Origin of the sequence: Pontibacterium granulatum, from assembly GCF_029961155.1 — a bacterium.
Taxonomy (GTDB): Bacteria; Pseudomonadota; Gammaproteobacteria; order Pseudomonadales; family Balneatricaceae; genus Pontibacterium; species Pontibacterium granulatum.
Genome location: NZ_JASBRH010000026.1, coordinates 40,780 through 59,766 on the forward strand (window position 1 = coordinate 40,780; position 18,987 = coordinate 59,766).

The 18,987-nt window shown below is 46.6% G+C and carries 16 protein-coding genes; 6 read left to right on the forward strand and 10 right to left on the reverse strand.

The annotated features are described in order from the left end of the window. Positions 1-65 precede the first annotated feature (65 nt). Together QKW35_RS18120 and QKW35_RS18125 are read right to left on the reverse strand one after the other, a co-directional pair. Positions 66-1,583 carry an aldehyde dehydrogenase gene (locus QKW35_RS18120; protein WP_282355417.1) on the reverse strand — a complete coding sequence of 506 codons (1,518 nt, stop codon included), beginning with the start codon at positions 1,581-1,583 and terminating at the stop codon, positions 66-68. A gap of 3 nt (positions 1,584-1,586) precedes the next feature. Then, positions 1,587-2,564 carry a dihydrodipicolinate synthase family protein gene (locus tag QKW35_RS18125; protein WP_282355435.1) on the reverse strand — a complete coding sequence of 326 codons (978 nt, stop codon included), beginning with the start codon at positions 2,562-2,564 and terminating at the stop codon, positions 1,587-1,589. A gap of 277 nt (positions 2,565-2,841) precedes the next feature. On the opposite strand from QKW35_RS18125, the gene QKW35_RS18130 reads away from it, so the two are divergent. Both QKW35_RS18130 and QKW35_RS18135 read left to right on the forward strand, forming a co-directional pair. After that, entirely contained in the window at positions 2,842-3,012 is a 171-nt protein-coding gene (locus tag QKW35_RS18130; protein ID WP_282355418.1) for a hypothetical protein, read from the forward strand. A gap of 352 nt (positions 3,013-3,364) precedes the next feature. Next, positions 3,365-3,979, forward strand: coding sequence for an OmpW/AlkL family protein (locus tag QKW35_RS18135; RefSeq protein ID WP_282355419.1), 615 nt, complete (start codon positions 3,365-3,367; stop codon positions 3,977-3,979). 148 nt (positions 3,980-4,127) lie between these two features. Here the strand turns inward: QKW35_RS18135 and QKW35_RS18140 are convergent, their stop codons facing one another. From QKW35_RS18140 to QKW35_RS18165, 6 genes are all read right to left on the reverse strand, one after another. Beyond that, entirely contained in the window at positions 4,128-5,438 is a 1,311-nt protein-coding gene (locus QKW35_RS18140; RefSeq protein WP_282355420.1) for an ATP-binding protein, read from the reverse strand. Then, positions 5,435-6,103, reverse strand: a complete 669-nt coding sequence (locus QKW35_RS18145) for a response regulator transcription factor (protein WP_282355421.1) — start codon at positions 6,101-6,103, stop codon at positions 5,435-5,437. Before QKW35_RS18145 ends, QKW35_RS18140 begins: the two co-directional genes overlap by 4 nt. Before the next feature lie 91 nt (positions 6,104-6,194). Then, a complete protein-coding gene (locus tag QKW35_RS18150) occupies positions 6,195-9,380 on the reverse strand; it encodes an efflux RND transporter permease subunit (protein ID WP_282355422.1) in 3,186 nt (1,061 codons plus the stop codon). A gap of 13 nt (positions 9,381-9,393) precedes the next feature. After that, on the reverse strand, positions 9,394-10,557 hold the full coding sequence (locus QKW35_RS18155) for an efflux RND transporter periplasmic adaptor subunit (protein ID WP_282355423.1): 1,164 nt from the start codon (positions 10,555-10,557) through the stop codon (positions 9,394-9,396). A 31-nt stretch (positions 10,558-10,588) separates the two neighbouring features. Next, positions 10,589-11,806 carry a TolC family protein gene (locus QKW35_RS18160; protein WP_282355424.1) on the reverse strand — a complete coding sequence of 406 codons (1,218 nt, stop codon included), beginning with the start codon at positions 11,804-11,806 and terminating at the stop codon, positions 10,589-10,591. 532 nt (positions 11,807-12,338) lie between these two features. Beyond that, the gene (locus tag QKW35_RS18165) at positions 12,339-13,547 is read right to left on the reverse strand and encodes a hypothetical protein (protein WP_282355426.1); all 1,209 of its coding nucleotides are present in this window, start codon (positions 13,545-13,547) and stop codon (positions 12,339-12,341) included. Between the two features lie 372 nt (positions 13,548-13,919). Between QKW35_RS18165 and QKW35_RS18170 the strand changes: the two genes are divergently transcribed. From QKW35_RS18170 to QKW35_RS18185, 4 genes are read left to right on the forward strand one after another with little or no spacing between them, the layout of a single operon-like run. Then, positions 13,920-16,166: a heavy metal translocating P-type ATPase gene (locus tag QKW35_RS18170; protein ID WP_282355427.1), complete on the forward strand. Its 2,247-nt coding sequence runs from the start codon at positions 13,920-13,922 to the stop codon at positions 16,164-16,166. A gap of 14 nt (positions 16,167-16,180) precedes the next feature. Then, positions 16,181-16,549 (forward strand): cupredoxin domain-containing protein, encoded by a 369-nt coding sequence (locus tag QKW35_RS18175; protein WP_282355428.1) that lies wholly within the window; start codon positions 16,181-16,183, stop codon positions 16,547-16,549. Beyond that, positions 16,542-16,880: a DUF2933 domain-containing protein gene (locus tag QKW35_RS18180; RefSeq protein WP_282355429.1), complete on the forward strand. Its 339-nt coding sequence runs from the start codon at positions 16,542-16,544 to the stop codon at positions 16,878-16,880. Before QKW35_RS18175 ends, QKW35_RS18180 begins: the two co-directional genes overlap by 8 nt. Positions 16,881-16,914: 34 nt before the next feature. Beyond that, positions 16,915-17,259 carry a cation transporter gene (locus QKW35_RS18185; RefSeq protein WP_282355430.1) on the forward strand — a complete coding sequence of 115 codons (345 nt, stop codon included), beginning with the start codon at positions 16,915-16,917 and terminating at the stop codon, positions 17,257-17,259. 137 nt (positions 17,260-17,396) lie between these two features. On the opposite strand, the gene QKW35_RS18190 is transcribed toward QKW35_RS18185, so the two are convergent. Beyond that, positions 17,397-18,059 (reverse strand): winged helix-turn-helix transcriptional regulator, encoded by a 663-nt coding sequence (locus QKW35_RS18190; RefSeq protein ID WP_282355431.1) that lies wholly within the window; start codon positions 18,057-18,059, stop codon positions 17,397-17,399. Positions 18,060-18,232: 173 nt separating this feature from the next. Further along, the gene (locus tag QKW35_RS18195) at positions 18,233-18,505 is read right to left on the reverse strand and encodes a hypothetical protein (RefSeq protein ID WP_282355433.1); all 273 of its coding nucleotides are present in this window, start codon (positions 18,503-18,505) and stop codon (positions 18,233-18,235) included. Positions 18,506-18,987 lie beyond the last annotated feature (482 nt).

An 18,987-nucleotide genomic window follows, 5' to 3' on the forward strand; every position in this document is an offset into this window, starting at 1 on the left:
TCCGAGAAGCTAGTCGCGGACGATAGAAGCGGGTCACAGGCTCCGGATTAAGAAGATCAGTGCGATCAGTCGAGGCAGCCGTCTACGGCATCGTCGCTCAGATCAACCCAGATCGTCTTCAGTTCGGTGTACTGGTCGTGGGCGTGAATGGAGTTGTCACGTCCACCGAAACCGGACTGTTTGTAGCCGCCAAATGGCGTCGTGATGTCACCTTCACCGAAGCAGTTAACGGTTACGGTACCCGCCCGTACTGCCTGTGCAGCGCGCAACGCTTTCTTAGCGTTAGCGGTGAACACAGAGGCTGCCAGACCGTACTCGGTGTCGTTGGCTACAGCGATCGCTTCGTCGTAGCTGGATACGGTGATCACGGACAGAACCGGACCAAAGATCTCTTCCTGCGCCAGCTTATCGCTGTTGTTTACACCGTCGAAGATGGTTGGCTGGATGAAGATGCCATCCATAGTTTCGCCACCCAGTACCAGATCGTGACCGGCAGATTTGCCTTCATCGAGGTAGCTGGACACTTTAGCGAAGTGACCTTTGTCGATCATCGCGCCCAGCGCGTTGTTTGGATCCAGCGGGTCACCCACTTTCCAGTCACGGGCATGTGCCTGGATACGTTCCAGCAGCGCGTCTTTGACACCTTCCTGTACGATCAGGCGGGAACCGGCGGAGCAGTTTTCGCCCATGTTCCAGAACGCTGCTGCACATACCTGCTCGGCAACCTTGTCCAGGTCTTCCGCGTCATCCAGTACGATGCATGGGTTCTTACCACCCAGCTCAAGAACTACCTTTTTCAGGTTGGAATCCGCTGCGTAACGCAGGAAGCGACGGCCGGTTACGGTTGAACCGGTGAAGGTCACCATATCCACGTCCATGTGCATACCCAGTGGCTCACCCACTTCAGCGCCACCGCCGGTTACGATGTTCAGTACGCCACGCGGCAAACCGGCTTCAGCAGCCAATTCAGCAATGCGCAGTGCAGTCAGTGACGTCTGTTCGGCCGGTTTCACAACCATGGAACAGCCAGCCGCCAGTGCCGGAGCGATCTTCCACGCCAGCATCAGCAGCGGGAAGTTCCAAGGCAGGACGGCACCCACAACACCAACCGGCTCGCGTACAACCATGGCGATTGCATCTGAGCCCACAGGAGCAGTCTGGTCGTAGATCTTATCGATCGCTTCCGCGTGCCAGGTCAGTGTGTGGATGAACTCGGGGATATCGATGTTTTCACAGTCTGCGATCGGCTTACCGGAGTCGAGACTTTCCAGTACTGCCAGTTCACGGCTGTTACGCTTCACCAGCTTGCACAGCTTGATCAGCACTTCTTTACGCTCACCCGGATGCAGCTTGCTCCAGCGACCGTCTTCAAACGCTTCACGTGCTTTGGCTACCGCGAAGTCAACGTCTTCTGCATTACATGCCGCAACGTTGGCCAGTACTTCGTTTGTCGCCGGATTAACGGTCTCGAAGGTGTTACCGGAAACGGATGGACGGTAACCACCGTCAACAAAGCTCATCGCAGGTGGAGTCAATTCAGCGGCGATTGCCTTGTACTCTTCCAGGGTTAACAGATCAGACATGGCTTATTCCCCCGCCTCGTTGCTGGTTACTTCTACTTCACTGATGCTGGCTTTAATCGACTCAACAAACTGCGCCGGTGCTTCCGCTTCGATAGAAGCGATGGTGGTCTTCAGGGTTTTCACCACCTGAGCCATTGCGCGTTTTTCGTCTTTGTTCAGGCCACGCAGCGGTTTGCGTACTTCGCCGGAGAAACGGCCGTCCAGGGTCACACCGTACTTAACGCTCTGGATGAACTTGCCGCCCTGCTCCAGGACACGCATCAGGGGCATCATTGCAGACATGATGCGACGACCAGTACGGAAGTCATTGTTCTGTACACACGCTTTGTAGAGTGCGATGTGTTCCTTAGGCAGGAAGTTGGAACCGGCACAGACCCAGCTCTTTGCACCCCAGGCGAAGAATTCCAGCGCCTGGTCGTCCATGCCACAGGACACCTGAATGTGCGGGTAGTCGCGCGCCAGCATGTGCAGGCGGTTGATATCGCCGGAGCTCTCTTTGATACCGCAGAAGTTAGCGGAGCGGCCCACGCGGTCGAGGAATTCCTCTTCCATGTTCACGCCCATGCGATCCGGATAGTTGTACAGCATGATCGGCAGATTCGCTGCGCGATCAACCGCCAGTGCATGCAGTGCCAACTCGCGCTGTGTTGGCAGAGAGTAAGGCGGTGTTGCCACCAGCAGGACATCAGCGCCGTTTTTCGCGCCGTCTTCTGCCAGCTTGATAGAGGCATCCGGGTTAACGGAACCTGTACCAAAAATAATCTGGATGTTGTCACCCACCACTTCACGTGCGACTTTCAGCAGTTCTACACGCTCTTCGTGGCTTTCTACGTAATATTCACCCGTGGTACCACCGATCATCAGACCGTGTACACCAGAGTCCAGCAGGAACTGTACGTGGGCAGCGTAAGCATCGAAATCGATTGAGTAATCTTCCCCAAACGGGGTGATCACCGGGGTATATATCCCTTCGAAGTGCATCTGTTTCACCTTAGTTATCATTGTTCTTTGGGATCGGATTTTGATCTCTTCGATGTGTTATCCGAGCTTCACACAATGGTAACGAGGCGATCCGATAGCCCACAATCAACCTTTTTTTCGCGCAAAACATAACGTCAGGTTATGGAAAAACCCGCCAAGTAAGCGCTGCGCCGTACTCCTTAATCAAGGTGACTCCACAACATTGATTAGATGAAATTTCATCCTCGATTCAACCATTATTCCTATAGTGACGGTTCATCTTGAAGAGGAGAAAAAAATGAATCTGATCAGCAAATCCCTACTAGGAGTGATTGCCGCGTTGGTGGTCGTAGGTAGTGTATCTGCAGACCCTATACGTCCATCACACGACTATGATGACGATTGGGATTCACGGGTAATGCGTTTTACCCCGGAATGGCGACAACTGGATCAAAGAGGTAATGACTAAATCCATTTAATTAACGTTAGTGGGTTATCTGCCCCTTGGGGGCAGATAACCATCCGTTCCCCGCTGAAAACAACCCGACAAAACCAACACTTTACTTCAAAAACTTCCCTTCAAATAAAAACAAATCACCTCATTGCGCTTTAAATATATCTCCAAAAAAATTTCACTTACACACAAAAGTTAATTGAAAATGAATATTTGCCGAATAACCATTATTTTTTGACCCACAACACCTAACCAAACCTTAAATAAAAATTCAAAAAACACATGAACTCAAATCAACATTCTTAAAATACGTTGATGTTTAAATACCTCATACATTGATCAACAACCACTCAAAAGGGATCAAACCATGAAAAGCCTACTAAAACCTACAATTCTCGGAATCGCTTTTATCACCACGCCGCTCAGTAGTTTCGCATACGAATCAGGTGACATCGTAGTTCGTACTGGCATTATATCGGTGCAGCCAAATGAGACAATGGAATCCGGGAGCACCTTGGATTCAATAAACGGTGGTTTGGGTAATAACGAGCAATTAGGTATTACCGCATCTTATATGTTAAGCGACAACATGGGGTTGGAGCTTCTTGCAGCTACACCATTCAAACATGACATTATGGCCAATGGCGCTAAAATCGGCGAAACCAAACAGCTTCCACCAACACTCTCTCTCCAATACTTCCCGTTGGAAGCATCTTCAACGCTGCAACCATATTTGGGAGTCGGCATAAACTACACAACCTTCTTTTCTGAAAAAAGCACGCTTGGGGGACTTAAACTCGACGATTCACTTGGACTGTCTGCGCAAGCAGGCATCGATTATGCAATATCCAAAAATGTCCTGTTAAACGCTGCGGTTTGGTATATAGACATCGATTCAGATACCACGCTTAATGGTTCGGACATTGGAACAGTGTCAATTGACCCATGGGTGTACATGGTCGGATTGGGTTATAAGTTTTAATAAACGAGAGGTTAATTAAAACCTAAACGCAGCGAGTCAATGCACTCGCTGCGTCACATTCAGTTTTAGCGTATGATTCTAGCTAAGCCACAGCGACACCCAAAAAAGACAGGGACTTGTTACACACAACTTCCAACATCATATTCGATTAATGACCCTGCCTATAGGGAATCATCAAGGAAACTCTCAACCCACCCAACTTATCATCGTTTGATAGATCCACCCTACCACCATATTGATCCACAATATCCACAACAATACTCAACCCAAGACCGTGTCCTTGCTCTGATTCATCAGCTCTAACACCACGCTGAAGCAGATGGCTCGGGTCATCCAGACCGCTTCCTGGACCATCATCAACAATATCGATCAAGAGGAAACTCTCACTGGATTTCGCCGTCACGGAAATCGTACTCTTACACCACTTCCCTGCATTGTCTAACAGATTTCCCATCAACTCGATAAAGTCCGAACGATCTCCGGGAAAAACAACATTGGTAGCACAATCCACCTCTACAAATATGGGCTTTTGCGGGTAGATCATCTTGATTGTTCCGGAAAGATCCTGAATAACGTGCTCCACTGAAAATACCTGAGACTTACTCCCTGGTCCAGAAATTCGCGCCCGCTTTAATTCTCTTTCTACAATCAATGACAGCTGTTCTGCTTGCTGTAGAAGTAAATCCCGATCACTATTGATCAGGCCATTATCATCTCGCTCGGCTACCTGGCGTATAACAGCAAGAGGCGTCTTCATAGCGTGTGATAAGTTACCAATAGCATGACGATTACGACGTGACTTGTGTTCCAAAAAACCCAGCAACTGATTGATTGCACCGACCAAAGGCTCTAGTTCCTTAATCGAGCTACTCTTTAATCTGGGAGCATCACCTCGCTGCATCATATTAACCTCCTTGATAAGCAGATTGAGGTGGGAGAAAGCATTTACTATCAGTATTCTTTGCAGATACATTAGAAAAATAACCGCAACTAAAGAAATCGCTAAAAGGTATCGATGCCCTTTTGTTAACTCCAACGACGAAAATGAGATATCCTCTATCACAATAATTGAAAATTCGTCATCGAGAATGTCAACTAACCCCAAGAATTTTTTTCCTTCGCTTCCAGTGTACTCAAAATAACCAGCCGTATTCTGCCAGGCTCTCAGAGGCATGGACCGAACAACGTCAGGAGCAGAGCTCCATACCTTATTCCGTTGAGTTACTATATAAATATGTGAGCTGTGGTTCGGAAGTGAAATTTTAACACTAGAAACCTTATCCATTTGTTCCTCATTGAGATGTTTTTTCAGTGCCTCCGCTTCACGAACTAACTGACCCTGATGAATATTCAGCCACACACTACTAAACCACCATTGATGCAGAAAGGTGCTGAGCGATATTAGAACAAGCGCCATAATAAAAATACGCTTAAGTAGCGACCGTTCTATAGAAATCATTCCACCCCTCTAAAGATATAACCTTGAAAGCGTTTGTTAACGATGGCTCCCTTACCAAGCTTTAACCTCAAACGACGAATATAGCTTTCTACGATATTACTCTCTGGCTCATGATCAAACTGATACAAATGATCTAACAACTGCTGCCGACTGATGATCCTCCCAGAGCTGCGCATAAAATGCTGTAATAAACGGTATTCTGTAGACGTAAGTGTCAGGCTTTCGCCGGTAGAGACAATAACCGCTTGTTGCATTTCGGGTTCTAGTCTCACACCGCCTACTTCCAACTGCGGGCATCGGTGCGGTTGGCTTCGACGCAGCAACGCCTCTAGCCGAGCTTCCAACTCTCCTCGATGAAATGGCTTGCACAGATAATCGTCAGCACCCGCTCGAAATGCAGATACCTTCTCCTCCCATTCACTGCGCGCCGTTAATACCAATACTGGTGTGTGATTGTGGATACCACGCCAGCCGGTCAGTACTTCAATACCATTGCGATCCGGCAAACCAAGATCAAGTATTGCGATGTCGTAGCGGATCTCGTTCATCTTATAATCTGCATCAGAAGCTGTTCTGCTGACATCAACGATATAACCTGCCGAATGGAGATTGACACTCAATTGTTCCGCTAACTGCGGATCATCTTCTACCAATAACAATCTCACGATTGCTTTTCCTTCTCTTGCGTTGTTACAACAAGAAGCCGTGGCCTAACGAACGCATTCATCAGCCCACGGCCTCACATCCATTGTTCGATTATTGCTCTGCTTGGTATTTAAAGCGTGAAAATGCGCTATACAAAGTTGGCAACACCAACATGGTCAGTAATGTTGACGAAATCAGTCCACCCACGACTACCGTTGCCAGAGGTTTTTGGATCTCGGATCCAATATCGTTAGACATCAAGATCGGAAGCAGGCCCAACGCTGAGGTTAACGCGGTCATCAGAACAGGACGCAGACGGGAACACGCTCCCTCAAAGATCGCCTGCTGCAATTTCTCACCATCCTGTACTCGTAGATTGATACTTTCGACCATAACTACGCCGTTCAACACCGCTACACCGAACAAGGTAATAAAACCGATAGAGCTCGGTACCGATAGGTATTGACCGGAAATAAACAGCGCGACAATTCCACCAATCAGCGCCAATGGCAAGTTCAGCAAGACCAATGCTGCCTGTCCCAAAGATGCGAACGAGAAGTAGAGCAACAATCCAATCAGTGCGATGGATAATGGAACGACTATCATCAACCGGGCCTGGGCCCGCTGCTGGTTCTCGAACTGACCACCAATGTCGACAGTATAACCGGCGGGTAATTCCACATCGTCTTCGATTTTTTTGTAAATGTCCGCTACTACACTGCCCATGTCTCGGCCTGACACGTTTGCCTGTATCACCACACGACGCTGAACATCATCGCGGCGAATCTGAGGTGGCCCCTCTTCTATTGTCACTTGAGCGACATCCCCCAACCGGACACGAGCCCCATTTACCGACTGCATTCGCAGATCTCGAATAGCCGCAATGTTGCTGCGCTGATCTGATTGCAAGCGAATATAAATATCATAACGCTCATTTCCATTGATAACTTGACCTGCACTTGTGCCCCCAATACCGGTTTCGACCAAATCCATCACATCAGAGACAGCAAGGCCATATCGGAAGAGACTTTCGCGATTAGGACGCACTACTAACTGAGCCTCGCCCTCGACCTGCTCCATAGAAACATCAGCAGCTCCAGGAACCTGCTTGACGGCCGCCTCAATTTCACGCGCTTTAGCTGCGAGTGTATCCAGATCACTACCAAACAACTTGATTGCCAATTGTGCTTTAACACCAGAAAGAAGCTCATCCACACGGGTAGCGATCGGCTGAGAGAATGTAAACAGCAAACCCGGATGAACATTCATCCGCTCCTGCATCAAAGACTGCAGCTCCTGCCGGGTTGATGCAGAAGTCCATTCTTCTTTTGGCTTCAGACCAATATAAATTTCTATATTCGATACTGGCTCTGGGTCTCCGCCTAACTCGGCTCGACCTATACGACTCAAGGCATAGGTCACTTCTGGAAAACTCAAAAGCTCCCTTTCCAAACGCGGTGCAACAGCTAGCGCTGAACTCATATTTGCCGAGGGAGCTAAGGTAACGCGCAGATTTATCGTTCCCTCTTCCAACTCCGGCACAAATTCGCTTCCAAGTTTCGGGATGAGCGCAGCAGAACTGATAAAGCCCGCCAAAGCAGCTATTACGACAGCCTTTCGATTATTCATCGCAACAGACAGCACGGCTCGATAAGCTCGATCAATCGGCTTCAGGATAAAACTCTCTTTCTCACGGATACCCGTGCGAAAAACCAAGCTTGCCAACGCAGGCACAACCACCAAAGCCACCAGCAGCGCAGCCAACATCGCAATGATGATAGTGATAGCCATAGGCTGGAATAACTTCCCTTCGACTCCTTGCAATGTGAACAATGGCGCAAACACCACCACAATGATCATCACAGCAAAAAACACCGGCCGCGCAACTTCAGTCGCTGCGATTTTGATACGCAACGCAATACCGTGGGTGTCATGCTGTGCATCAAACGGATCTTCAGCACCTGGTGCCGTATGCCCTTCGTGACGTCGATCTGGTCGAGACAAATGTTTGAAGATGTTTTCCATCATCACGACCGCGCCATCTACCATCATTCCGATAGCTATTGCCAAGCCGCCCAGAGACATCAAGTTCGCTGACATTCCGTAATAAGCCATAACGGCCAAAGCCAGCCCGACAGAAAGTGGTATGGACAACAATACCAATGTCGTCGCGCGCACGTTCAGAAGAAAAAGGGCCAAAACAATCACAATGAAGATGAACGCTTGAACAAGCGCTGTGACCACCGTACTGATCGCCTTTTTTACCAGATCAGCCTGATCATAGTACGCCTCGAAAGTCACCCCATCCGGCAATGCACGGTTAATCAATTCGATGCGTTGCTCGATTTCATTAATAGTCGTGTTGGTATTACTACCCATGCGTTTAAGCACAATACCCGTCACAACTTCTCCCAGATTCTGAATCTCTCCGTTTTCAGTCTTTCGGGACATTGTGACAGCACCTTGGCGAATCTCTACACCATACTCAACCTTTGCCAGATCAACGATGCGAACCAGAGTGCCATCCACCTCTTTCAGCGGAACCGATGCGATATCTTCCAGGCCTGAAGCATTACTACGCAACCACCCCACACCACGCACGACGAGTTGCTCGCCCGCGCGATCCAGGTACCAACCGCCGGCATTGCGGTTGTTTTCTTCCAGGGCAACAACCAAGTCATCAACGCTAACCCCATATGCCAACAGCTTCTCTGCATCTACATTTACCTGATATTGCCGCACCTCACCGCCAAAAGAGAGTACATCAGTCACCCCCTCCACCGGCATTAAAAGCAGCTTAACAACCCAATCGTTCAAACTTCTCAATTGCATTACATCGTATGGACTCTCTGGCTCAGCTTTAAGGAAGTATTGATAAATCTGCCCAAGTCCTGAGGTATTAGGTCCCATTTCTGGAATGCCAACACCGTCAGGGATCATCTCTTTCGCCGCCTGCAATTGCTCAAATACCTGTTGCCGCGCAAAGTAGATATCAGTACCTTCCTTAAAAACAACAGTTACACCTGCTAGGCCCGTTTTTGAGATGGATCTCACCGCTTCCACATCTGGCATTGAGTACATTACCGACTCGATAGGAAAGGTGATCAGTTGCTCTACCTCTTCTGCGGCCAATCCCGGTGCCTCCGCGTTCACAGACACCTGTACATTTGTTACATCAGGAAACGCATCCAGATTCAACCGAGGAATCAAAAAGACACTACCCACCAAGGCAACGATAACAGCGATCAATATAAGAATCCGGTTTGTGACCGACCACCCGATAACCTTATTCAGCATGCCTGTCCTCCTATTAGTGGTTATGAATATCGAAGCCGGATTTGGACTGTTCCGAAGATAGGAAGAAGGTACCTGCCACCACAACAGGCGTACCAGCCTTGATACCGTCTACGATACGCTGGCCACGTAAATCTCTGATCACCTCTACCTCCTGAAGCTTGTACTCGCCAGGCTGCTGTTCAACAAATACTCCCCAATCACCGTCTGGCGTACGCGTAAAAGCTGACTCAGGAAGCACAAGCTGTGGTTTCGTTTCCCGGGTGGGGACATCGACTTGGGCGAACTGCCCCGGATGTAGTGCGTGGTTACTATTGTCGACAGTAATTCGCACCATCCGCGTTCGAGTCATTTCATCAATCGTATGTGCTACCTGCTGTAAAGAACCGGTATAAGCACCGTTACCTATTTGAAGTTGTACAGCTGTACCCACCGGGCTGTTAATCGGATGGTTAGGGGATACCTGTGCTTCTACCCATATTTCTTGCTCATCCACTAAAACAATCAGTTGATCACCAGCTGCCAACTGCTGCCCGACCAAAAAATCGTCCCGCTGGACCACACCATCATGAGGCGCGCGCAAAGCGAATTCCCCCAGACTTTCTGAATGGGAATTATTCAGCTGCTGCTGTATTTCAGTCTCACTCAAACCGAAAGACTTAACTTGCGCTTTCGCCTGTAAAAAGGCTGATTTAGTGGCAACAAACCGCTGTTTCCCTGCCAATTTTCGTCCCATCTTATTTACTAGCTCCCACTCTTTCTCAGCGACACGCAGCTCTGATAATCTCTCGGCCAACTCTTTTGAAAATAACGTAATCAGAGGCGCACCCTCTTTAACGTGGTCACCAAGCATCACATGGCGCTTAACCACTCGAACGTCGGAGCGGGGAGAAATAACGCTACTTCGGTAGGCATTGAAAGTAACTTCACCAGGCACCCGCAACGTCTGTGCCATATCCTTTAACGAGACTCGCTCAACCTTCAATCCAATCATTTCGCGCTGTTGAGGCGAAATGTGAATTACACCATCTTCAGCCTCAACATCATCATGATCCTGGGTTTCAACTAAAGACAGCTCCAACGTATCACTATGTTCATCCACAGCACCGGCATACACTGCAGTGCAGCCTCCCATCAGAAAAAGGGATAACAGAACACTCTGAATTTTCTTTTCGTTCATAAGTTACTCATCTTCGAAATTGTGGGATGTATTACTGATTTTGGAGCCACGTTAAAACTTGGTTACTACTGCGCAACCATTCGACAAAGTTCAAATCGGCTTGTGCTTCAATCTCAATTTCGGCAAAAAGAGAGGCATTAGTCTGTTGCAAGTTCTGGAGGTAGGCAGTGGTGGTCAGCTCACCTAAGCGCCAAAGCTTTTCGAGCTGACGATTTAAACGTGACATACTGTCATGACTGCCAGACTGGAATGCACGCATTTGTTTGTCATAACGTTTATATGCACGCCAACTACTTGTCATGTCAGCGACTTTTCGCGCTTTTACATCCTGTAGTCGCTTGTCCGCAGATTCACCACGCATCCTTGCCGCATCTACTTCTGCACTGTATGTGTTACGCACAAATAGGGGCATGCTAAAGGTCAGCGCCACTACATTGTCATTGCCATCTCGCCCTAGACCGATACCAATAGAGGGATCGGCTTTGGTTTCTTTCTCAGCCTTACGTACATCAAGCAACGCTTTCCTGGATTGTGCTTCAGCAATAAGCACCTCGGGTTCTTGCTGTAACAGTTCTTCAAAGTCCGGCTCTGGCAGCTGCATGTAGGCAAAGTAGTTAGGCAGTGCCACATTGCTTTCGCCCAAGATTGTCGATAACTCCAAGCGAGTTCGATCCCTTTCTGTTTGAGCTTCAACCAATGATTTGGTTGAATCAGTTGATGCCAAGCGTGCTAACTGAACATCCAGGGCACCAATATCCCCAACCCGTAGGCGCTCTTCTGCAATATTTACTAAGTTTTGTGTAATTTTTTGCTGATTACTGGCGAGTAGAAGTACCTCATTCGCTCGACGAAGGCTTACCATCCCTATCAGCGCTTTCGCTGCCAACTCATTACGCTTTTTCATTTGCTCAAAACGAGCAATGTCTGCATTTACCGCTCCAATTTGACTAAGAACCAGACCTTTGTCACTTCGATCAAGTTGTTGAGAAACACCAATCTGATACGCGCGTTCCGATGTGTCTTCGTAACTCAACTCCAATTCTGGGTTATACAATGGTTGAGATGCCGCCACCTGGTCTTTGATCGCGGCGTTTACCTCAGTATCCGTAACTTTCCATCGCGGATGTTTCTGTAGCTGACCCAACAGTGATTCAGACCACTGTGCAGCTGATACTGAAGTACTCAACGCTAACAAAGAAAGTAAAATACTACCTGCCAGTATATTTTTTGTGGTTGTTTCTTTTCTCATCTAACACCCTTTCAACAAGCTCAGCTCCAAACAAACTGACACCCTAATTTAATGACAATTTTTTTGGGGGGCTTACAAAGGCATATGCACACCTTGAATATAACTTCTGATTTAAACCGTTGACATTCAACAAATCAGAACCAAGACACTCTGGTTTTCACATCAACAAGAAGGACACTGAAGCATCTAAAACCCACCAAACTCAAATATAAACGGTGTAAATGAGTCTAAAATGATAAACACAATCTCTTCTTAAACTCCCCTCCCGGAACAGGACGTACCATATAAGTACTAACCGAAATAAATAGCCATATTGAAAAAAAAGCCGACTGAAACTATCCAGTCGGCTTTACCTGGTCAAGCAGAGACGTAAAAGCAGGAATTCCTAATCAAGTGACAAGGACACACTCACTAAAGATAAACCCGGTTCGCCGCATCACAGAAAGCGAACATAACGCCTAACCACTTAAACAACAGCATAGGAAGCCCAAACCCGATCGCTATAGATCCCCCCTAGCGCTGCATCCAGCTATTAAAATCTAATACGAGCACCAACCAATGCTACGGTAATATCATCGAAGTTTTTGCCAGGCGCAGTACGCTCGTATTGATTCACCCCGAAATACACATCCGCTTTGAAATCGCGAATTTGCTGGGCAACTTGAAAACCGTATCCTTTGACTTCTTCATCAGCTCGCTGCTGCTCTTCACTCAAACGATAGTCCACGGAGAATGAAGTAAGTCCCATGTCGTTTAACGTCGTACGGTATCCGATTTTTGTGTAGAGGTTTGAAGGATCTGCGCCGTTAGCGGCCCGAGTTCCGGTGGACTTCAAATCATCTGCACCAAATGACACCAAGCCATTCCATCCACTATCAAACAGAACAGCAACAGAGCCATTTACGCGGGAATCGATATCCGAATCTTCTTTTCGAGAAGAGTCTGAGTATGCCAGTGCAGCCATCAGATGCATTCCATCATCCTCATATCCATAACGCCCCGCGATATCCCAGGCGCCGCCCTGCACTGCACTCGTGGCGAAAGAGAAGCCGCCAACCTCGGGAGTGTCATACCGAATACGATCGTTACGGCCCAAACCATCTAAATCGCTAGTCAGACTGTACAAAGTAGTGGAGTCTAGAGAACCATCCGCGTTTCTGAAAAGCAGACCTGCACCGCCCCCGGCGTACGCACCATTGGCTAGGAAGGTACCCGACAAATCAAGCTCAGAAACATTGTCACTTGCAGCCCATCCCTGCCCTAACCACAATTTGCCGAAACGTTCGTGGTCAAAATAAATTTCTGCACGACGCTCAGTAAACGTCGCGGTTCCATCGCCGCTTTCTTCATTCAGCTGATTAATTTTGTACGTGCTGTTTGACTCAAGCTGAACTTCTAACGCTCCGCCCATAACCAACTCACTGCTCAAATCAGACTCCGCAATAAATCGAACGCGAGTAGACGAATTATCGTTATCAACCGAGTTGAGATAGGTGTCGGAACCATCATCAACTCCCTGAATCGCACGATTGACGTGACCGGAAACCTCCAATCTCACCTTATCTGAGTGAGTCGAAACAGTCCCTTTACCCTGCTGGGATTGCATTTTCTCAATTTCTGCCTTCATAGAAGTAACCTGCTCTTGCAGATGTTCGTAGTCACCAGCCAGAACCGTTTGAGACATACCAAATGCAGAAGCACCTATTAGCGCTGCCGTCGAAATCATTGTCTTATTTTTCATAATTCACACTCAAAAAATTGGTGGATTAAGGATGCTGAATAACAGCAAAAACTTGTAAGCGATTCAAAAAAAGTGCGGGATGAAGAAGGGAGGTCACCCCACACTCAACAAGTGAATCCACACAAATTATTTATGAAGCGATGAACAATTCAATAAAAAAGGACACAGACAACAAAAACCACAAACAAATACTAAGACTATCTTAATGTTTTCATTTACGTTTCATTTTCGTTGACCAAAAGCGACTTAACATGACTAAAAACACCTCAACATAAATCGCTCTTGACGTTCCACCCTATGGAAGGTTTAACCTAATAAACAATTTGAAGTTAATGCCTTCATGTAACCACCAAAACATAACGGTCATTCAGCATGAGCGATGAAAACTCAGCATTACAAAAACTATTAATTATTGAAAACGCAGCTTGTTCAAGCTGCGTCGAAAAAATCGAACGGACTTTATCCAACGTTCCTGGCGTAGACCATGTTTCGATGAATTTTGCGCAAAAGATCGTCGTAATTACCGGTACACCCAACGATGATCATCTACTTAACGCACTCGAAAGCATTGGTTATACCGGGCATGTGGCAGACCCGAATAAACACGATGTTCTTACTGAACAAGAACATGCAGATACCACCTACTATAAACGCTTAATGAAAGAGGCTGTAATTGCCTTGTCATTGGGCACCCCCTTGATGGTCTATGGCTTATTCATCGGAGAGATGACGGTTTCAACAAACCTCCAACGCTCTGCTTGGCTGATAATTGGCCTGCTTACTTTGGGAATCATGTACTTCGCCGGAAAACACTTCTATGTTGGAGCTTGGAAGTCCTTTCTCAACCATAGTGCCAATATGGATACATTGATCGCATTAGGCACAGGCACTGCATGGATTTACTCCATGACGGTTGTGTTCATTCCGGATCTGATACCCGCGATGGCACGCCATGTTTACTTTGAAGCCACCGCAATGATTATCGGCCTGATTAATCTGGGTCTCGCTTTGGAGATCAAAGCCAGAGGGCGGACATCAGCGGCGATCAAACGCCTTATCGGATTACGCCCCAAAACCGCCAGAGTAATACGCGAGAGCGACGAAGTTGATATCCCCATTGAAGCTGTTGAACTCGAAGACCTAGTGCGCGTTCGCCCTGGCGAAAAAATCCCCGTCGACGGTATCGTCACTGATGGCTCTACAGCCGTAGATGAATCCATGTTAACCGGTGAACCCATGCCTGTAGAAAAACAGATAGGTGATGAGGTCGTTGCCGGAACTATCAATAAATCAGGAACCTTTTTATTCCGCGCAACCCGTGTAGGTACAAACACCGCGCTCTCACGCATAATCGAAATGGTCAAGCGCGCCCAAAATTCAAAACCCTCCATCGGCCGATTGGCTGATGTAATCTCTGGCTACTTTGTGCCTGTGGTCATGATTGTAGCCATCCTGAGTGCTTTGGCCTGGCTGAACTTTGGACCTGAACCTGCCATTGCTTTTGCCATAGTTTCAGCCACAACGGTATTAATTATTGCCTGTCCTTGCGCACTGGGCTTGGCCACACCTATGTCAGTTATGGTTGGTGTTGGGAAGGCTGCCGAATCTGGCGTCTTGATCCGAAACGGCGAAGCACTGCAAACAGCATCAAAAATTACTGCAATGATTCTTGATAAAACGGGAACAATCACAGAAGGAAACCCCGAGGTTACCGAAATAATCGGTACTCAGGACTGGAACAAGAATGACATCCTACGTCTGGCCGCAAGTCTCGAGACAGGCTCAGAACACCCCTTGGCTCTATCTATAGTTGCGTCAGCCAAGTCAAAGGACATTCCACTAGGCCTTGTACGCGACTTCCATTCAATCACCGGACGTGGTGTGAAAGGGACAGTTGATAACAAAACATTGCTATTCGGTAATGAGAAACTGATGCGCGAGCAATCGGTAACGATCGAGAGCTACGTTAACGAAGCACAAAGGATGGCAGCTGAAGCCAAAACTCCCATGTACTTGTCGGTGGATGGCATTCTAGCCGGTATTGTTTCGGTAGCAGACCCAGTAAAAAGCGACTCAATTGCCGCAATTAAACGTTTGCAAACTAATGGTATCCGCGTCGTTATGCTTACCGGCGATAACCGGGCTACAGCAGCAGCCGTCGCTAAAAAAGTCGGCATCACCGAATACTTTGCCGAAGTTTTACCAGAGGACAAATCAAACAAGGTAACCGAATTGCAGGCTCAAGGAGAAATCGTCGGCATGACTGGCGATGGAATTAATGATGCCCCAGCATTAGCAAAAGCCAACGTGGGATTTGCAATCGGAACAGGCACCGATGTTGCCATTGAAAGTGCTGACATTACCTTGATAAGAGGATCATTACACGGCCTCGCCGATGCCATAGCCGTCAGCAAAGCCACCTTGCGCAATATTAAACAAAACCTTTTTGGCGCCTTTATTTACAACATTGCAGGAATACCGTTTGCGGCAGGCGTGTTATATCCGTTTTTCGGACTATTGCTTAGCCCCGTCATTGCTGGTGCTGCAATGGCGTTCTCATCTCTAACGGTCGTAAGCAATGCCAATCGTCTACGTTTTTTTAAAGCAGCTGAGCACTAAATAGAGAGGAAATAATGATAATCGTGAACCTAATAGGCCTAGTACTAATTGTTGTCGTCGTATGGTGGTTTTGGCTATATAAAGTAAAAACACCTGACACTGCAAGTGGCGAGGTAATAATCAAGGTTGAAAACGGAGTCTATGAGCCAGCTCTAATAAGAATGCACGAAGGCGAAAAAATCACACTAATTTTTTTAAGAAAGGATCGCTCAGCATGCTCCTCAGTGGTGCAGTTTGATGCCCTTGAGCTTAGTGAAGAACTCCCGCTAGATAAAACGAAATCAATAACTTTGGACTCACTTGATACAGGTAGCTATTCCTTTAACTGCCAAATGCAGATGTATAAAGGCAAGCTTATTGTGGAGGATAAAAAAAATGGGTAAGCACGCAGGATTTTGGCGTTCTCCAAAAGGACTATTCGCTTTAATTTTTATAGGGGTATTGGGTTTTTTCTTACTATCTGAACACTTCGGTCATATCTTTCCTTTTCTGCCATATTTATTTCTATTTCTATGCCCCCTAATGCATTTATTTATGCACGGAGAGCATGCCCAACATACTCATAATGAAAGTGATACAGAAATATCCAAGGAAGATAAGGCTATAAATTTTTCAGAAGAAAGCCAGAAGAATGAGGCATACCGAAAAGGGTACATCGAAGGCCTTAAAACCGCACGGTACGAAGCTGAGAAAAACACTTTATCTGACAAATAATTATTACATTGACCGAACAAGGGAGGTATATTACATGACCAAGGAGCATCGTTTAGGTGTAGCCGAAATAAATCTTGTTAAACGACACCTTAAAATCAACCAAGCCGACAGATCGGATATAAACGCGGCAATTTACGAAATAGATAAACTGTATGGAATTGATGAGGTTACCTATGAAGAATCTACAAATTTTATCAACCTAGCATATGACGCATCAAGACTCTGCATCGACAGTTTGGAAGCCATAATTATGAATCACAATATTAAGATAAGTGATGATTTATGGACTCGTTTCAAAGAAGGCTACTATCGATTTGTAGATCAAAACATTAAAGACAACCACGCGCACGAACCCTGGAGCTGCCATAAAAAGCCATGACAAGAAAATTAAAAAACCAACCACCCAAACAGTTAAGGTAGTAGACATTATTGCCTATCCCTAGATTATTCGCGACTGGAGATAGGCAATATCACCAAGTTCTTAAAAGCACCACACCTGCAGTCCTTTTATCTTTCTCATTGAATTCTATGAAATGAATAACCACTCCCTCTTACGGTACGAATGTAGTGAGCTCCAATTTTTCGTCTTATATTCCTTACATGGACCTGGACGGTATTACCTACACCACCGCAGCGACTACCTACGACATCACGCAAATAACTTGTAGGGAATACACGATCTGGCTGAAAAGCTAAAGTTCTTAGTATCTTCATCTCGCTGAGAGTCAGGTCAACCACCGAACCATCACCTGTAATAACTTGCCTGCACCTTTCATTAAGCTGTAGTAAACCGATTTTGTATTCGTAGGGAGTTAACCAAGACTCTCTGCCGCCTTGAAACGTGCGGATAGCATATAGAAACTCATCTACCTGCACGGGGCGCTTCAAATAAACACAATGCTCTTCTGGCAGCACTTGGTAAACGTGTTGTCCAGGCTCGTAAATACCACTCACCTCAATAAGCGGTATACAGCGTTCTACCAAAGGCATAATATCTGCGACACCACACCCTTCCTCAAATGAACGATCGTAAACAACAAGGCAGTAAAAGGAATTCTCCGTTACCCTTAATCCTTCCGATATGGAGTTAACTACCTCAAGGTCATATCCAAGCTCCCGAAGTCTATTCGCATGAATATTAAGAAAAACAGAGTCTGACTCTATCCACACTATCTTCACTTTCCCACCACTTCACTCAACTAGACCTAACACTACACCCTTATGAATGGAGCAAATTATCTCCAATAAATATTGAAGCATAAATTACGACCTTCAATACCAGAGCACATAGCAAAGTAACATTAGGCAATAAAAATGATTCAAAAATGAACACATACCAAGCAGACCAATAATTAAATATAAAACTGTCTTTTACAAAGTGTCAGCTTGTTTTTCACTCTCAAATCATTTTCCACATGCACTATACGCATCAACCAACGTGAATGAGGAAAAGCTATGAAATCACTATCCAAAGTAATCGTGCTATCTACATCAATCTTGGCAGCAAATACATATGCAGGCGGATTCGATAGCTCTCCGTTCGCGGCATTGGAGCCTATGCCGCAGTCCAAAGAAGCTCTGATGGTAGGAACACCTGGAGATATCGATAATTCAGCACCATTCACAGGGCTGGAGCCTCTGCCACCATCTAAAGAAGCACATATGTCAATGGAAGTGGGCTCTCAGACACTAAGTAACCCAATTACTTCGAATTATGATAGTACTCACCCCCTGGAGCCTCAGTACCCGTCGAAGGAAGCCCAGATGCGATAACTGAACAGTACGTTCAGCATAAATTCTACATTTACAGACGACCTCACCCCTTCAGGTTGTCTGTATTTTTACAGATGAATATTAAACGTTAATAGAATCTGCTATGTATTAGTTAGATTCAAGCATTACTGCTGTCAGCTATTTCCTGTATTCAACATCATCATAAAACCCTACCGCTTCATTAACATAAAATGGGGTTGCTACAACTGATCCCCACTTTATGGGAATGGAAATGATTATGTAAACCTCCCCTAAAATAGCGGCATCCACATTTAGAGTTCTCCGGCGTACACTACGCCAATACGGAGAGCTAACAATGAAGAAATCACGCTAC

Excerpts from the sequence above, each read along its gene's own strand:
- QKW35_RS18155 (WP_282355423.1), bottom strand. The coding sequence starts at position 10,557 with ATGAACGAAAAGAAAATTCAGAGTGTTCTGTTATCCCTTTTTCTGATG.
- QKW35_RS18170 (WP_282355427.1), top strand. The coding sequence starts at position 13,920 with ATGAGCGATGAAAACTCAGCATTACAAAAACTATTAATTATTGAAAAC.
- QKW35_RS18175 (WP_282355428.1), top strand. The coding sequence starts at position 16,181 with ATGATAATCGTGAACCTAATAGGCCTAGTACTAATTGTTGTCGTCGTA.
- QKW35_RS18185 (WP_282355430.1), top strand. The coding sequence starts at position 16,915 with ATGACCAAGGAGCATCGTTTAGGTGTAGCCGAAATAAATCTTGTTAAA.
- QKW35_RS18120 (WP_282355417.1), bottom strand. The coding sequence starts at position 1,583 with ATGTCTGATCTGTTAACCCTGGAAGAGTACAAGGCAATCGCCGCTGAA.
- QKW35_RS18165 (WP_282355426.1), bottom strand. The coding sequence starts at position 13,547 with ATGAAAAATAAGACAATGATTTCGACGGCAGCGCTAATAGGTGCTTCT.
- QKW35_RS18150 (WP_282355422.1), bottom strand. The coding sequence starts at position 9,380 with ATGCTGAATAAGGTTATCGGGTGGTCGGTCACAAACCGGATTCTTATA.
- QKW35_RS18125 (WP_282355435.1), bottom strand. The coding sequence starts at position 2,564 with ATGCACTTCGAAGGGATATATACCCCGGTGATCACCCCGTTTGGGGAA.
- QKW35_RS18160 (WP_282355424.1), bottom strand. The coding sequence starts at position 11,806 with ATGAGAAAAGAAACAACCACAAAAAATATACTGGCAGGTAGTATTTTA.
- QKW35_RS18135 (WP_282355419.1), top strand. The coding sequence starts at position 3,365 with ATGAAAAGCCTACTAAAACCTACAATTCTCGGAATCGCTTTTATCACC.
- QKW35_RS18130 (WP_282355418.1), top strand. The coding sequence starts at position 2,842 with ATGAATCTGATCAGCAAATCCCTACTAGGAGTGATTGCCGCGTTGGTG.
- QKW35_RS18140 (WP_282355420.1), bottom strand. The coding sequence starts at position 5,438 with ATGATTTCTATAGAACGGTCGCTACTTAAGCGTATTTTTATTATGGCG.
- QKW35_RS18180 (WP_282355429.1), top strand. The coding sequence starts at position 16,542 with ATGGGTAAGCACGCAGGATTTTGGCGTTCTCCAAAAGGACTATTCGCT.